Origin of the sequence: Hadarchaeum sp. (SeqCode), from assembly GCF_038871235.1 — an archaeon.
In the GTDB taxonomy this organism is placed as follows: Archaea; Hadarchaeota; Hadarchaeia; order Hadarchaeales; family Hadarchaeaceae; genus Hadarchaeum.
On the sequence record NZ_JAVZIN010000001.1, the window covers coordinates 97365 to 111615 of the forward strand.

Below are 14251 nucleotides of genomic sequence, written 5' to 3' on the forward strand. Positions count from 1 at the left end.
TTCCAGCCCGGCCAATGTGATTTTACCGAGATGTCTTGGAATTTAATATCCAAAAGGTTTGGTGGGGCCGCCGAGATTTGAACTCGGGTCACCAGCACCCCAAGCTGAGAGGCTAGACCAAGCTACCCCACGGCCCCCTAAGGATTAACAACTTGGTATAAGAAAATGTTTTCTGCTGAACATCGCCCACAAAATCGCTGTTTTTGGTGCGTACATTACTTAGTGACGTGGATGCCTAGATGCTCTCAGCGACTGGTTCCTCTTCAGATATCACGAAGAGAAAATCACCTTTTTTAAGTCTAAATTCACCCTTTGGGTTTATGTTTATTTCACCGCCTCTTTCCACTGCCAGCAGGATGATGTCTTTCTCTCTACCAAATCTAACAAAGGTTTCCTTGAAACTTTTTCCGACGCAACTGTTGGGCAGTGGTATCCTATAGACCTCATCACCCTCCCCAAACGTTAAAAGCGAGGAGAACATCTTCGACAAGCCTGGGCTGACACACGACTGCAGAATCAAATACTCCCCAAATTTACTGGGACAAATAACTTCATCGACCTTTGCCTTCGCTAGATGTCGCTCGTTCTCCGGGTCCAATATTTCCACACAGGTGTAAACATCCCTGTTCAGACTCTCCACCGTAAGCGTGGTGAGAATAGCTTGGGCATCGGGATTATCTGACTTTTCATCTGCCAAAATTATAGCGGCATAAGCAGACATGACGCCGGCTTTTCTCATGTCTTCGTCTTTGGTCGGGTCACCGGAAATAAAATGGATGTCTTCCTCAGGGAGCGGGTTCTTTGGCTCCTTGGAGAGGTAAACTATTTGACGCTTGGTCTTTATGTCCGGTGACCTTAACTGAAGAATTATCCTTCGGGCTTTTTCCGGCGGGCCACATAAGATTATGTGGTTTTTAAACCCCTTGCCCTTCGTAATTGTCCCACCCTTCATGATATAGCTAGCAACTGCAGCGATAAATATTGAGAGGACGGCTAGACCCTCAATGACGACCATCGTGCAAACGATGCGTCCGGCTGTTGTCGCTGGTACTATCTCAGCCCCGCTCACCAGATAGATGATTATGAACCAAAATGCCTCAAAGGGATCACTGGCCTCTGGATTGGCCTGACCCTCAAATATCCAAAACAGCATCGCTTGAACAAAAATTATAGCAGCCAGAATGGCGCCGACCTTCAGGGTTTTTATAACAGCTAGCTTAAACGACCTGCTAAAAACCATGCCCTGTCCCTAATATACCGTTTGCTACAATTTAAAACTATCTGCCGTGCCTTGCATCGTTTTACTTCAATAATTCACCGCTTTAAATTCTAGTATAACTATTCACGTTTTTATCACGCGCAATATATTCTCATGCGTCTCGGCCGGTGGCGGCACGGTGTTGACCATGAAGACCTCCGATTTTTCTAGGAGCCTTTTGAAGAAGTTCTTTCGCAGCGCCATCTTCCTGGCGTCCCTGACCAGCTGGTGGGGGTTGCAGAAATCGTTGGCGAGCAGGTATTCCAGTCCCTCCTCGGGCGAAATTCTGTAGACCCGTCTCTCATCTGTGCTATCCCGCTTCAACAGGATGATCTTCCTAATCGTGGTCATGGGGATCACGCCACCTGAACCAACTATCCACCTCACGTTTACCACCGCTCGGCCCTTCTCGTCAAAGTGCGACCGTTCCACAAGCGGTAGATATTCACCCCAGATCTTGCCGATGTCGGCCTCGATGTAGCAGTTCTTCTCCGAGCCGAAGGCCAGATGCCCCCGGTCGAATAACCTCACGAAAAACCAGTCATCCGAGATCAGCCTTGCCTCAGGATGTCTGAGCAGCCCCCAGGAGTGCGTCGTCTTTCCCGTCCCAGAAGGCGCGATAATGCAAACACCGGTGCCACCAAAATCTATCGCCGCCCCGTGAACCGAGTAAATCCCGTGCTCATCCTCGAGAACATCTCCGGCCACGGCCAGCGCGATGCTTTTCACCCACCCATAGTAGTTCACGTTGGTGAGAAAGGCGGTGTTGGTGTAAGGATCGTACTTGACGTTCAGTTCGCCACCTTTTTCCCTCAGCACGATAAGGCGGCCGTGGGAGCGGATGTTCTCATCCATCGTGTAAAAATTTTCCTCCCACCTGTCCTTGATCTCCTCAAGCTCGGTGAGCAATTTTATGCAGCAGCCGTAGATGTTGGCCTTCTTGGTGTAGAGGTAGCGGTGCAGGTTCTGGTTGAAAATTTCATCCTTTTCCTCAGGAGTGATCAGCTCAACATTATAAGGCGACATCGCTCCCTCTCCATTGTTCACTTCGGTCTGGTGTATCCCCAGGTTTCCAGAGCCCGCCTTAGCTCCTGGTGCGTCTTGGCATACTCGCTCAATGGGATCCCATCCATGGTGGCCTCAATCGCCTGCCGGAGCGCCCTAGCTCCAGCACGGCCACCATCAGGATGGCCCCAAATGCCGCCTCCGATCTGGATGAGGATGTCGTGACTCAAAAGCCTCATAACCTGTGGGACAAGGCCCGGATGAAGTCCACCGGAGCTGACTGGAAAGATCGGCCTGAGCCCGCACCAGTCCTGTGGCAAGAATCCATCAGATTCTTTTACCCGATCGCTGGTGATTGTTTCTTTGAGCGCGAGCACCTCTTCCTTGGGTGACTCCAGCTTACCCACCACTGTACCTACATGAAGCTGGTCAACGCCCTGCAACCTAGCTATCTTGGCGACCACGCGCATAGACATGCCGTGTTTCGGGTTCCTCGTGAAGGCCGCGTGGAAGGCCCTGTGGGCGTGGATGGCTAGGCCTAGCCGCTCACACTCCTCTCGCAACGTCTGCACCGCCGCCCAGCCGACTGTGAGGATATCAACCATCACGTATTCGCCGCCGAGGCTCTTCACCATCCTAGCGCGCCTCAGCATTTCCCGGGTCTCGGCAGTAACGTTAATGAGATAGCTCTTTCTTTCACCGGTTTCCTTCTCTGCCTTATTCCTCATCTTGAAAGAAAGCCTAGCCCTCCTTTCAAACTGGTTGAAGGTCTGGCTGGAGAGATTCTCATCGTCCTTCAACAAGTCCAACCCGCCCGACCAAGCCTCGTAACCAGCCTCGGCGTGCTCCTCGCTACTCATTCCAACCTTGGGCTTGGGCACCGAAACCGTCAGCGGTCTATCCTTAACTCCAAAGATACTTCTGATTCCTGAAATGCCGAACTGCGGCCCGGGAAATGATTTCACCAACGATGGCGGAAAACTGACGTCCTCCAGCCTGAGGTTTTTGATGGCCTTCATACCAAAGATGTTGCCCGCGATGGAGCTGAGCACCTGCGGCATGTTACCTAGTTCGAAAAGCTCAGAGGGGTAGGCGACCTTGACCCAAGGCTTGTTGATGTCGAAGGCCTTGGCCATAAGCCTCCTCCTCTCAGGAGTCATCGTCGTCAGCTTGGTCCAGGTCCCTATCGAGCTCTCAGAAGCCACCCTGCCCACTGCCTCAGGCATGCTGATGCCTTTAGCCGGCTCGACTCTAAAGAGGGCGACGAGCTCATCGCCAGAGGGCCGGTAGTCGAGGTCAACAAAGTCCAGATACCACTCGGTGCTCATGTGTTTAAATTGATCCTTTGCGGCTAAAAAGCTGTTTGACTACTTCTTGAACTTGGCGATTTCTTCGGTGAAATCGACGCTAGTGATAACCGCCGTCCTGCAGCAATAGCGCTTCAACCCTAAGTCATCCAACACTCGGGCGGGTTCCTCGCCCTTCTTGACCCGCTCCTCGAAAATGTCGTATTTATCGGCGAGGAGCTTGCCGCAGGTGAAACAGCGCACAGGTCTCATCACAACACCTCAACGATAGCTCTTCTGGAACTTGGCCCTAGCCCCCGGGCCTCCCGGCTTCTTCGTCTCCTTGAACCTAACATCGCTCTTGATCAGTGTCCAGTCATGGCGCCTGAATAACTCGCGAATTTTGGGATCCTTGGACCACTCAAAAAGCCCCCGGGCAATCGCCGTGCGGGCGGCCTCGGCCTGTCCCATGAACCCACCACCCTTCACCTCAATTTTTATGTCCACAGTCTTGGCGAGTTCCGGAACCAGCTGCAGCGGCTCCATGATCTTCAGGCGGGCCAGCTCCGGCTCATAGGCCTCTAGTGCCCGATTGTTCACAATAACTTTTCCCTTACCAGGTGTGATCTTCACCTTAGCCAGCGACGCCTTCCTTCTCCCGATGGCAATAACCGGCTTCATCAAAACCTACCGCCCAACAACTTGCTCAGCTCGCCAACCCTTATAAAGCGTCTGGTACCGAGGTCCGCCAAACTGGCTCGCGGCACCTTAGCGGTCTCCTTCCCGGTGAACTCCTCCGGCACCCCAACAAAAACACGAAGGCGACGAAAGGCTTCCCTGCCTTTGGGCTTATCGTACGGTAACATGCCCCTGACTGCGCGTCTTACGATGTCCTCAGGTCGTTTGGGGTGTTGAGGTCCTTTTCTTGGGTTGGCGACGTTCCTCGTTTCCAGCCACGCCCGGTAGGACTCCAGAGTAGCGTCTTTCCTTCCTGAGATAACCACCTGTTCCGCGTTCAGCACGACGACCTTCTCACCCTCCAGCAACCTCTTGGCTGCGAAACTCGCCAGCCTGCCCAGAACCAAGTCCTTTCCGTCAACGATAATCATGATATCACTCCATCAACTTCACACCTTTGCCCACCGGGTTCTGCTCCAGCAGCTGTTGCAGGGTCATGGGGGTGCCACCTGCCGCCAAGATCTTGCGCTTCGCCGGGGCTGAGAACGCCAGCGCCGCGACCTTGACGGGATGATCCAACCTTCCCGCCGACAAAACCTTGCCAGGAACTGCAACGAAGCTTCCGTTTTCAGTATAGCGATTGATCTGGCTGAGGTTGACCTCGGCGCGAGACCTCCGAGGTCGCTCCAATCGCTCGGCCAGATCCAGCCAGATCTTCGCCTTCTGCTTTTTACCCTGCTCGCGAAGTAGTCGCAACAGCTTCCTTACTTGGGGGTTGGTCGGTCCCGTGGGCTTAGGCATAGTATCAGCTTCACAAACTTATCCACTCACCCCAAATAAATGCTACGGTTGAGGACAATAACCTCGAACTCACCTGCCCGCAATCCAGCAGCTGGCCATAGAAAGGAACGACTTTGTATCACTGCTCAGTTTTCTCGGCTGGGGCACCACCCGTTTCCGCAGGGCTGGGCTCAACCGGTCTTCTCTTCTCCAGCTCACCGGCTAGATTCAGGGCACCGACGACGATCAGGTAAATACCCACCAGCCAGGAGATCAGCGCGGGAAAGGCGATGATCAGGGCACCGAAGATTATCATCAAAATCGCTGCCGCCATCCCGTGGATGCCAACTTTTTTAAGAAGCTTTTCCGGCGTTTCCATCTCCCTTCACCTCCGATATTTTTCTCTTTCTCTCCTGCAAAAAAGCTTCTGGTCTTCTCCGATGACCAAACTGGTGCAGGGGGTGGGATTTGAACCCACGAAGGCCTTAGCCACAGGGTTCTAAGCCCTGCTCCTTAGACCTAGCTCGGATACCCCTGCCCGTGAGAATCTATTCCTCACTGAATTAAACTTATTTTGTTGAGCTGATTATCTCCAATAATCGCGCTGGGCCATCCTCTCATAGCGTGACTGCTTTTTGCCCTCCTTGTAGCAGCTCCGGCAGTAGCTCTTTCCCAAGGTTTTCTTGGCGCACTGGCGATGCATCTCAGCACCGCATCGGGCGCACTTCACCGTGGCTTTTTCCAGCGGTTTTCCGCAAACAGCGCAGCTGGGCATGACTTCACCAACCAAAACGGCAGGTCCCGCCCATATAAATCATGGGTCTAAGATTTACCTGATGGGAATTCTCTTGGTCTTTATCGGCTTCAGCAGCGGGGCAACTATCTCCAGCAGCCCCTCGACATCGTAGTACTTGGTCTTGACTTTGTTCGGGTCAACGGGGACATCAAGGGAACGGCAGGTGGCGAAGACGAGATCATCCCTCTGAGCCTTGATACAGAATCCATTCTTGGAAAAGTTCAGCTCGATGTTCTCCTTTTTCACCTGTGGCAACCTGACGTGGATTTCGTATTTTTTTCCCGAATGGTAGTGTGCGCAGACCTCGGGAGCAACCAAAGGTCGTTTTACCAACTATTCACCTATAAACAATCCGAGTCGATGTTTTTATCTTTTTTTGCCCATCGCAAGGAGCGGCTACGAGAGCGGCGGCCTAGTGCCCAGCTCAACGGAGACATTAATGGTGGTGTTGCTCCTGACTACCGTGAATTTAACCACCTGCCCCGGGGTGGTGTTTTCCTCAAGGTAGCTCATCAGATCATCAAGGGTAATTATGCGGTGCCCGTCGACGGCTATCAGGATGTCGCCCCCGATAGTCACCACAGCACCAGTTGAAGTCAAGTACTGCTTGGTGCCACCGCGCAGGCCCGCCTTATCAGCAGGGCCTCCAGGGACTACCGAGACGACCAGCCAACCGTAGGTCACGTCGGTGTTCATGGCTCGGGCAATCTCGTAGTCCATGTCGCGCCCCAAAATGCCAAGCCAGGGATGTTTGTTGTAGGTGCCTGTTTTTACCAGCGCCTCTATCTCGCGCAGAATTGTGTTTGAGGGAACGGCGAAACCCAAGCCCTGGGAATCGGCGACAATCGCGGTGGTGATTCCAACTACCTGACCAAGAACGTTCAGCAGCGGCCCGCCTGAATTGCCGGGATTTATTGGTGCGCTGGTCTGGATGATGTTCGCGATTGAGTAGTTTCCAATGGTTGACTCCTGTATTGTGCGACCGAGCTGGCTCACTATCCCCACCGTCATCGAGCCGGTGAGGCCGTAGGGGTTGCCCACCGCCACCACCGTATCACCGACCTTCAACGTGGACGAGCTGACGATCTCCAGCGTCTTGATTTCATGGCTGGGGACGCTGAGGGAAAGCACGGCGAGGTCTGCATATGGATCCGAGCCGAGCAGCGTGGCGGGATAGGCGTTGCCGTTTCTGAGCGTCACCACTATCTCGCTGGCACCGCTGACCACGTGGTAGTTGGTCACTATCACTGGCTGGCCCTCAAAATTATACCAGAAACCAGAGCCCTGAGCCACCCTACCAGAAAGTGTGGAGCGAATCACGACGACGGCGTCCTTGACCTTTTCATATAAGTCAGGGAGAGAAAAATTCTCCTGCACCACGTGAATGACATTTTCCCTCGCCAGCCCAGAGATCTGGTCGCTGATTGACGAAATTTTGTTTTCCAGCGCTAAGAGCTGCTCCTCAAGTGAAGACACCTGGCCTTGGAGGTTTTTAACCTCCTGCCAGGTTATCATGTAACCGGCCACTGCACCGGCAAAAATGCCGACCGCCAGCACCAAAACGACCAACCCAACCAGCAGCCGGCCTGAGTAGCGGCCTCGGCGTCTCGGCAAACCATTCACCAAAACCCAATTTCGCTGCGATTTGTTTTAACCCTTATCATCTAGCGATCGTGGGTTGTTTTTACCTCATGAGCATGGCGCCGTTTGCTACCCATGCCGCCCAGAGAACCGCGATCAAAATGGCTAGGGCCAGAAGATAAATTGCGATTAAAACGGCCTTTCTCTTCCAGCCCGTGGATAAAAGTCCACCGAAGAATCTCCTCAGTCGATGTGGAACGAATGGAAGTAGAAAGGGAACCCGCCGTTGATATTCCAAGTACGCCTGGCCAAACTTTTCCTTGAGCCTCCCCTCCTCATCCTCGGCTAAGATTGCGTGGAGGAAGACTAGGTTGGCCCAAGCAATGAAATCAATTGGCCTCAGGCCGTAAAGCACAAAGCCAAGGGCCAAGATGTTGACGCCCAGATATTGCGGATGTCTGACCAGCGAATACAGTCCAGCTGTCACCAGCCCGCCACCGCGAATTTTTGACCTGATGATTTGAACAAGACCGACCACAAAAATTGCCAAGCCTAACACGGTGAGGATTGGGGCGATAAGTTGGAACAGTTGCGGATCTGATGTTCGTCCTCTCACCAGCCAAGCGGTGGCCTCAGAGGAGAGCAGCGGGGCCCAGATTCCGTAGATGAGAGCAACCAGTCCACCGTAGATCAACGCCATGCCTACCGAGACCTGAAAGAGCGCTAGCAGGACTGGGGCGTAAAACGCCCACACCGCTCCGGCTCCGGCCCAGCTCAAAATTCGACGCTTCCATAGAACTCCTAACAAACCGATGGCGAGAAGCGCTACGACTAACAGTGCCGGAAGCAGCTGCGGAACGCTGCCCATGATCCAGAAGACAGAAAAGAGCGTCAGGAGGATGATAACAGTTTGTGCAAGCGTTTTTCTCATCTCAGACAGCCAATTAACTGACGTGGTTGAATAAATAAATTACATCATTCGTAAAAACCGAAGCTGAAATTCTCAACTAGAAAAACCAATTTAAATATTATTCAAAAATATCAGATTGAGTGCTCTTGGTGGATGTATGAACAAGGTGATGTTCACCATCATGATCCTGCTGATATTAGGAGCGTTAGGCACCAGTGTTTACTTATTTTTTATGAATCCGAGACAACTGACTCAAACGATATCCACAACAACCACCTTGACATCCCTCCCGCCAGAGTTGCCACCATCTAACACGCCGACCACAACTGGAACCATAAAGCTGGAAGTGCCTGTTTATCCCGGCGCAAACGAATTTCTGATACCAGATTGGATGAAACTCAGACTGGGGATTCCTTCAGATGCCAGCCCTGAAGGATACACCACAAGCGCAGATGCTGAAGAAGTAGTGGACTGGTACCTCCAGCACATGGGCGAATGGGAATTGGTAAAGGAGAACAGCTTTTTCCCTGACACCAAAACTGCCGTGTATCTGCAGTACTACAGATCTGGTGACAGCGGTGTATTCATCTTTGCGGTAATGACCACTGAAATGGAAGGCACGATATTTGGCATCGTCACTGGGTCCTGGGCGGCTGTTCTGGGGTATGGTCCAGCCGCAGAAGAGCAGGCCGAAGAGGAAAAAGTATTTGGCTTTGATCCCGCTCTTCCTCCGGGAGAACTTGAATTTACCTTTTCGCCCGTGGAAATCGACTTAATCAAGTACATCATCCCCTTGGGTAACTTGGTGCCACCAGCCCATACCCTGCCCACGGACCACATCTACTTCGTTTACGGTGGGGCCAAGAGTGATGTTTTCGCTCCGACCTCGGGAAAGGTTTTAGAGATAAGACCCAGTGGCCCGGACGACAATCAGATCATCATCGGCGTATCCAGCAGCTTTTCCTACTATCTGGACCACGTAATAGTGGACGAAAAAATAAAAGTCGGAGACTATGTGGATGCCGGGCAAAGGCTCGGAAACTTGGCACCGCCGACGGCGTTGGACCTAGGCGTACTCAACAAAGACTTGATAAATCCCTTTGTTAATCCGCAAAGATACAGTAGCAAAGGAATACACGGAGATAAACCTCTCCAGTACTTCGTCGAGCCAATCAAAACGCAGCTGTACTCGATGGTGGCGACCACCGGGGAGGACAAGAACGGGACCTTCTGCTCCGACGTCCCCGGAAAGCTGATCGGAAACTGGTTCTACGAAAACATCCCCCCAGAGGTCTTGAACACATCCGAGTTCGAGGAATATGCGATCGCTTTCGTTTATAGTAACTACGATCCATCTCAAGTTATGATCTCAATCGGGAGCGAAATGGTCGGTCTGCCTCCTGCGGCTTACAAGGCCGAGGGACCACCTCCTGAAAGCGTTGCTCCTTCTTCAGGAAAGGTTGCATACAAACTATACTCGTTCCAGTGTGGATGGCCGTTTAACTACGGTGGAAGAGTGGGAATTCTCATCGTGGAGATGCTCGACGAAAACACCCTCAGGGTTGAAGCTTTTTCTGATGTGGTTTCGGAGACTAGAGAGTTCACTTCGAACGCGAAAATTTACCTCAGGTAATTTCCGTTCTTGTTATTTCGCCAAAGACCTAGGGAACCGGATGGCTGGAGATTAACTTAATTGAACATTGGCCAAGTTGGTGCCCCGGGCGGGATTTGAACCCGCGTCGCAGCCTCGAAAGGGCTGTATGATTGACCGGCCTACACCACCGGGGCCCACTATCTTTTACGCTTCAGATTATTAAACCCGATTTCATCAAAAGCTATTTCTCCATGATCCTGAACTCAACATCACCCTTGAGCTGGCTGACCATCCCGCCACCCTGCGAGATCTTCCTCATCACGCTCGCGGGATCTTTCACCCTGACGCCGGCGAGCACATCCGCCCCGTAGTCAAAGAGAACCTCGGACATTGGCGTGGATGGTCCCATGATCACGGTGAACTTGCCCCGGCTCAGCTCCAGCAGCCTCTCCAGTGACTTGTTTATGATCGCCGACCCAGTGATGGCGACGATATCGGCTCTCGGTATCAGGTACTCCGCCGCGGTATCGGGGAGGTCCCCGGGTTGCGGGTTTCTCTCCAGCACCCAGACCTCCTTGGCCACCCTCTGCAAATCTTTGATATCGGGAAAGTGCCCCACCATCACTATCCTCTTGTTCCTGCCTACCTCCCTGATGATGTCAAAGGCGTTCTTCCTCTTCCCTCTGACATCGATCAGCGAGTTCAGGGTGGCGATGCCGATGCCCGCCTCAAGGAAGTTCCAAGATTTAGCGTAGGACAGTAGCTTAGAGCACCCCAGCTTTTCCAGATTGCCGAAGCCCTCCGGAGCCGGGGTGTAAGGCCCACCGTAATTCTTCGCCAGCCCGCAGTGTTTGGTCACGACACCGATCCAGAGGTAACCGACGCGGACCTCCCTGACCTTACACTCCTTGTCCGGCAGGCTGGCGATCAGATCATCGATGAGCATCCACGTCCACCTGAAATTTTCCCATCAAATCAACGAGCAAACGGGGCAGCTCCTCCCGGTTCTCCTCTGTGACCTCAACAACCTTGAAGTCGATGCCGTCCAGCTCACGTAGCAGCCTGTCCTTAAGAGTGTCTTGGACTACGAGGATGACATTATCATGCTGTTTGAAGGTCTCCAGTGCATTATCGAAGCCCCTTCCCATCAGCTCCAGCTTGCCGAACTCGTCAATTATCATCAGATCGCCTTTCTTTCCCAGCGCCCTCTTACCAAAATCGATTCCTTCCGGACTGAAGACAAAGTGACAGTGTGGTATCCCTCCCGGAATCTCGCGGGAACCGGTCACGGCGGCAAGAAGCTTTTTATCACCGCTGGCGATGTCCTCGACCACGAGTTCATCACCCTGCTGTGAAGTTATCGTGCCAGCACAGATGAGCCTCATCTCAGCAGCGATCTCGATGATCTTCCGGCAAATCGTTGTCTTGCCAACTCCCTTCTCTCCAGCTAAGATAACCCTCACCGTCTCACCCTGCGAAGTTCTCCGGGGCCAGCTCCGCTATCGGTCGCTTCTCCACCTTTCTAAACACCAGTTTCATGCCATATATCCCTTTCAAGACCCGTTCCGTCAGCACCTTGATCGGGTCTCCCTGAGCGATTATCCTGCCCCCGTTCAGTATCTTGACCTCATCCGCCACTAGTGAGGCCTCATTGACATCGTGGGTGGAGAAGATCACCGTCTTTCCTGCCTTCGCCGCCTTTCTGATCGCCTGAAGCACTCGAGCCTTATTCCTAAGATCTAGGTGTACTGTGGGCTCATCGAGGATTAGCACCTGAGTTTGCTGAACTAGGGCCCGAGCGATGAAGATTAACCTCTTCTCGCCGCCGCTCAGGTCGGTCGTCTTTCGGCAGCTAAGTTCCGAAATTCCCAGCTCAGCAAGGGTGCGCCTGAGTATCCGCTCGTCCTCACCCGTCGGCACGTCGAAGAAGCCGAGGTGCGGTGCCCGGCCCAGCATGAGATATTCGTGCACCGTGTAGGGAAACAGCGGCTCCTCCTCCTGTGGCACCCAGGCCACGATTTTGCTCAGCTCAGACAAACTCAACTGGTTTAGCTCTCTTCCGTTGAGATGGATGCTGCCCGCGGTCGGGGTCAGCACCTTGAGGATTAACTTGAAAAGCGTTGTCTTTCCGGAGGCGTTGGGTCCGAGCAAAGCGGTGACTCTGCCTCCAGAGAAGACCGTAGAAACTCCTCTCAGAACATCCTCGCTTTGTCCCGAATATCGGAACCTCACTCCCTTGGTCTCTATCTTTGTCATCAGCTTTCACCCCCTCTTGAAAGCAGCAGGAGAAAGACCGGCGCTCCGCAAAGCGATGTGATTATGCCCAGTGGAATTTCACCGGCGGTAATGGCTCTGGCGATGGTGTCAAAGACAATCATGAGCGTGGCGCCCAAGATCAGAGAAGCCGGGACAATCCGGCTGTTATCGGCGCCGAATATTTTCCGAGACATGTGTGGTACGATCAGGCCCACCCAAGCGATAACTCCGGCCACCGAGGTGACCGCCGCAGCGGCCAGTACGGCAAAAACAACCACCACGGCGCGTAGCTTCCCCGGATCGGAACCCAGTGAAAAGGTGACGTCATCCCTCAAGGTGAGCAGATTAATCCTCCAGCGAATTATCAGAAGCCCTGTAATTCCACAAAGAGTCAGCGGTAGCATGTAAATCAGGTCATTCCACCGCACCCCGGAGAGACCACCCAGCAGCCAGAAGGTCAGTGCCGGAAGCTGGTTCAGCGGATCGGCCATGGTCTTGATAACCCCGACCCCGCCGGAAAACATCGCCGAGACCGCAATCCCAGCCAGAACCAGCCTGAGGATTTTTCCACCGTATTTTATTGACGAAGACAGCGTGTAGGCGACCAGAAGCGCCAGCAACCCGAACACGGTTGACGACGCCTCGATGACGAACGGCGAGTTTACCAAAAACAGGATGGCCAGCGCCGCACCGAAGGCCGAACCCTGGCTCACGCCAAGCAGGCTTGGCTCCACCAGCGGATTTTTAAACGCCGACTGCAAAGCCGCGCCCGCCGCCGAGAGCGCCATTCCCAGCAGAACCGCGGCGAGTATTCTCGGCAATCTAATGTTGAAAATTATTTCCGCGCCCAAGCCACTAGAGATCAAATCCCGAATATCCGCTGCGTATCTGCCCGCGAATAGGGAAACAAAGAAAACCGCCAGCAAAACGACCGTTATCGCCAGAAAGCGGAAGTGGTGCCTCATGTCCATCTCTACAAATCCCCGGTGATCTGCTGCATGATCTCACCGGCCCCTACCTCATCGAGACCATACATTTCCCTGTAGAACTGCCTCACCTCAGCCGTCAGATCCAGCTCCGTGAAGATGGTAGGCTGGATTTTCTTGGCCATCCAAAGCTGTCCCAGTATCCACCGGGAGTTTGGAGTATCCCAGCTTCCAATCGCGATCAAATGGGAATCATCCGGTACCGCATAAACCCGGCCCTCCTTAACCGCGGCCACATCTCTCCAGAGTGGATCATGGAGGATGTTTTCCTTGACGCTGGCTGGAGAAGGATTATCAGAATAGGTAACGATGAAGATGATCTCCGGATTCCACTGTGCAATCTGTTCGAATGACACTGTGTTCCATCCCCCGCCGCCGAGTTCTTTGGACAGCGGGTAACCTCCGGCCACTTCAATCATCATTGTCTGCAGCCAGCGAGATCCCGGCGCGTTGAACGAGATGGTTCCTCCCTTGACGCTGTAAAATAGGAAGAGAGTTCGAGGTCTATTCGACAGCGGTAAGGAGGAGGTCTTGGAGAGAACGTAGCGGTATTTCTCCTCATAGTAGCCAGCGATTTTGTTGGCTCGAGGCTCTTCACCAAACAACTTCCCCATCAGCCTGACATCGCGGAGATAGCTGTCGATGTTCTCCAGATCAACATAGACCACGCTGATGCCGAGGGACTCTAGGGACTCAGCGACCTGGAGTTTTACCACCGTCTTGAATATCACCAGATCAGGGTTCAGCTTGGCCAGCTCCTCGACGTTAGGGGCATCAGAGCCGGCGCCCAGATCACTGCTCACCGTCTTGGCGTCAATTGATGGATCGACCGCACGGAAAAGCGGCACGCTGGCGGTCCGCTGGTCCAGTCCATACAACACACTTCTGGCACTGGAAAACATGTAGGCCACGCTGGTGATGGGAAAGGCGCTCTTGCCGGTGATGATGACACGATCAACGGGAAGCTCGACCTGAACCGTCCTGCCGAGAGCATCGACAACGGAAATTGGCCCCGTTAACGGGGGATAGGATGTCTGTCCGATAACCAGATAGGCGGCCACCACCACGACCAGTATCAGGACAATCGGAGAGATAAGATTCTTTTTCATTCCCTTACACCA

Annotated in this window: 17 protein-coding genes, 3 tRNA genes and 1 pseudogene; 1 reads left to right on the forward strand and 20 read right to left on the reverse strand. The window is 53.3% G+C overall.

Going from position 1 to position 14251, the window contains the following annotated elements; translation table 11 throughout:
• Positions 1-59 precede the first annotated feature (59 nt).
• From QXT02_RS00545 to QXT02_RS00610, 14 genes and pseudogenes are all read right to left on the reverse strand, one after another.
• A tRNA-Pro gene (locus tag QXT02_RS00545) sits at positions 60-137 on the reverse strand.
• A 98-nt stretch (positions 138-235) separates the two neighbouring features.
• Positions 236-1240: a potassium channel family protein gene (locus QXT02_RS00550; protein WP_342811358.1), complete on the reverse strand. Its 1005-nt coding sequence runs from the start codon at positions 1238-1240 to the stop codon at positions 236-238.
• A gap of 102 nt (positions 1241-1342) precedes the next feature.
• A complete protein-coding gene (locus QXT02_RS00555; protein ID WP_342811359.1) occupies positions 1343-2284 on the reverse strand; it encodes a hypothetical protein in 942 nt (313 codons plus the stop codon).
• A gap of 17 nt (positions 2285-2301) precedes the next feature.
• Positions 2302-3597, reverse strand: a pseudogene (gene rbcL, locus QXT02_RS00560) (type III ribulose-bisphosphate carboxylase); the annotation flags it as partial.
• A gap of 33 nt (positions 3598-3630) precedes the next feature.
• On the reverse strand, positions 3631-3822 hold the full coding sequence (locus tag QXT02_RS00565) for a DNA-directed RNA polymerase subunit N (protein ID WP_404980393.1): 192 nt from the start codon (positions 3820-3822) through the stop codon (positions 3631-3633).
• 9 nt (positions 3823-3831) lie between these two features.
• On the reverse strand, positions 3832-4230 hold the full coding sequence (locus QXT02_RS00570) for a 30S ribosomal protein S9 (RefSeq protein WP_342811361.1): 399 nt from the start codon (positions 4228-4230) through the stop codon (positions 3832-3834).
• Positions 4230-4655 (reverse strand): 50S ribosomal protein L13, encoded by a 426-nt coding sequence (gene rplM, locus QXT02_RS00575; protein WP_342811430.1) that lies wholly within the window; start codon positions 4653-4655, stop codon positions 4230-4232. Before rplM ends, QXT02_RS00570 begins: the two co-directional genes overlap by 1 nt.
• Before the next feature lie 7 nt (positions 4656-4662).
• Positions 4663-5028: a 50S ribosomal protein L18e gene (locus QXT02_RS00580; protein WP_342811362.1), complete on the reverse strand. Its 366-nt coding sequence runs from the start codon at positions 5026-5028 to the stop codon at positions 4663-4665.
• 118 nt (positions 5029-5146) lie between these two features.
• Entirely contained in the window at positions 5147-5386 is a 240-nt protein-coding gene (locus QXT02_RS00585; RefSeq protein ID WP_342811363.1) for a DUF3096 domain-containing protein, read from the reverse strand.
• A 71-nt stretch (positions 5387-5457) separates the two neighbouring features.
• Positions 5458-5545 (reverse strand) — tRNA-Leu (locus QXT02_RS00590).
• Between the two features lie 48 nt (positions 5546-5593).
• Positions 5594-5782 carry a hypothetical protein gene (locus QXT02_RS00595; RefSeq protein ID WP_342811364.1) on the reverse strand — a complete coding sequence of 63 codons (189 nt, stop codon included), beginning with the start codon at positions 5780-5782 and terminating at the stop codon, positions 5594-5596.
• Positions 5783-5836: 54 nt separating this feature from the next.
• Positions 5837-6136 (reverse strand): Hsp20/alpha crystallin family protein, encoded by a 300-nt coding sequence (locus QXT02_RS00600; protein ID WP_342811365.1) that lies wholly within the window; start codon positions 6134-6136, stop codon positions 5837-5839.
• 63 nt (positions 6137-6199) lie between these two features.
• Positions 6200-7417 carry a S1C family serine protease gene (locus QXT02_RS00605; RefSeq protein WP_342811366.1) on the reverse strand — a complete coding sequence of 406 codons (1218 nt, stop codon included), beginning with the start codon at positions 7415-7417 and terminating at the stop codon, positions 6200-6202.
• 70 nt (positions 7418-7487) lie between these two features.
• On the reverse strand, positions 7488-8315 hold the full coding sequence (locus tag QXT02_RS00610; protein WP_342811367.1) for a methyltransferase family protein: 828 nt from the start codon (positions 8313-8315) through the stop codon (positions 7488-7490).
• Between the two features lie 136 nt (positions 8316-8451).
• Between QXT02_RS00610 and QXT02_RS00615 the strand changes: the two genes are divergently transcribed.
• Positions 8452-9927, forward strand: coding sequence for a hypothetical protein (locus tag QXT02_RS00615; protein ID WP_342811368.1), 1476 nt, complete (start codon positions 8452-8454; stop codon positions 9925-9927).
• Between the two features lie 77 nt (positions 9928-10004).
• Here QXT02_RS00615 and QXT02_RS00620 read toward each other — a convergent pair.
• The 6 genes from QXT02_RS00620 to QXT02_RS00645 form a co-directional block, all read right to left on the reverse strand.
• Positions 10005-10082: transfer RNA gene (locus tag QXT02_RS00620), tRNA-Glu, on the reverse strand.
• Between the two features lie 47 nt (positions 10083-10129).
• Positions 10130-10834, reverse strand: coding sequence for a DUF364 domain-containing protein (locus QXT02_RS00625; protein WP_342811370.1), 705 nt, complete (start codon positions 10832-10834; stop codon positions 10130-10132).
• Positions 10821-11351, reverse strand: coding sequence for a nucleoside-triphosphatase (locus QXT02_RS00630; protein ID WP_342811371.1), 531 nt, complete (start codon positions 11349-11351; stop codon positions 10821-10823). Before QXT02_RS00630 ends, QXT02_RS00625 begins: the two co-directional genes overlap by 14 nt.
• Positions 11352-11355: 4 nt before the next feature.
• Positions 11356-12144 (reverse strand): ABC transporter ATP-binding protein, encoded by a 789-nt coding sequence (locus QXT02_RS00635; RefSeq protein ID WP_342811372.1) that lies wholly within the window; start codon positions 12142-12144, stop codon positions 11356-11358.
• On the reverse strand, positions 12144-13115 hold the full coding sequence (locus QXT02_RS00640; protein ID WP_342811374.1) for an iron ABC transporter permease: 972 nt from the start codon (positions 13113-13115) through the stop codon (positions 12144-12146). Before QXT02_RS00640 ends, QXT02_RS00635 begins: the two co-directional genes overlap by 1 nt.
• Positions 13116-13117: 2 nt before the next feature.
• Positions 13118-14239 carry an ABC transporter substrate-binding protein gene (locus QXT02_RS00645; RefSeq protein ID WP_342811376.1) on the reverse strand — a complete coding sequence of 374 codons (1122 nt, stop codon included), beginning with the start codon at positions 14237-14239 and terminating at the stop codon, positions 13118-13120.
• Between the last annotated feature and the right edge of the window lie 12 nt (positions 14240-14251).

Coding starts and splice junctions, on each gene's coding strand:
- QXT02_RS00625 (WP_342811370.1), bottom strand. CDS start 10,834: ATGCTCATCGATGATCTGATCGCCAGCCTGCCGGACAAGGAGTGTAAG.
- QXT02_RS00580 (WP_342811362.1), bottom strand. CDS start 5,028: ATGCCTAAGCCCACGGGACCGACCAACCCCCAAGTAAGGAAGCTGTTG.
- QXT02_RS00635 (WP_342811372.1), bottom strand. CDS start 12,144: ATGACAAAGATAGAGACCAAGGGAGTGAGGTTCCGATATTCGGGACAA.
- QXT02_RS00550 (WP_342811358.1), bottom strand. CDS start 1,240: ATGGTTTTTAGCAGGTCGTTTAAGCTAGCTGTTATAAAAACCCTGAAG.
- QXT02_RS00585 (WP_342811363.1), bottom strand. CDS start 5,386: ATGGAAACGCCGGAAAAGCTTCTTAAAAAAGTTGGCATCCACGGGATG.
- QXT02_RS00565 (WP_404980393.1), bottom strand. CDS start 3,822: ATGAGACCTGTGCGCTGTTTCACCTGCGGCAAGCTCCTCGCCGATAAA.
- QXT02_RS00555 (WP_342811359.1), bottom strand. CDS start 2,284: ATGTCGCCTTATAATGTTGAGCTGATCACTCCTGAGGAAAAGGATGAA.
- QXT02_RS00615 (WP_342811368.1), top strand. CDS start 8,452: ATGAACAAGGTGATGTTCACCATCATGATCCTGCTGATATTAGGAGCG.
- QXT02_RS00610 (WP_342811367.1), bottom strand. CDS start 8,315: ATGAGAAAAACGCTTGCACAAACTGTTATCATCCTCCTGACGCTCTTT.
- QXT02_RS00640 (WP_342811374.1), bottom strand. CDS start 13,115: ATGGACATGAGGCACCACTTCCGCTTTCTGGCGATAACGGTCGTTTTG.
- QXT02_RS00645 (WP_342811376.1), bottom strand. CDS start 14,239: ATGAAAAAGAATCTTATCTCTCCGATTGTCCTGATACTGGTCGTGGTG.
- QXT02_RS00595 (WP_342811364.1), bottom strand. CDS start 5,782: ATGCCCAGCTGCGCTGTTTGCGGAAAACCGCTGGAAAAAGCCACGGTG.
- QXT02_RS00570 (WP_342811361.1), bottom strand. CDS start 4,230: ATGAAGCCGGTTATTGCCATCGGGAGAAGGAAGGCGTCGCTGGCTAAG.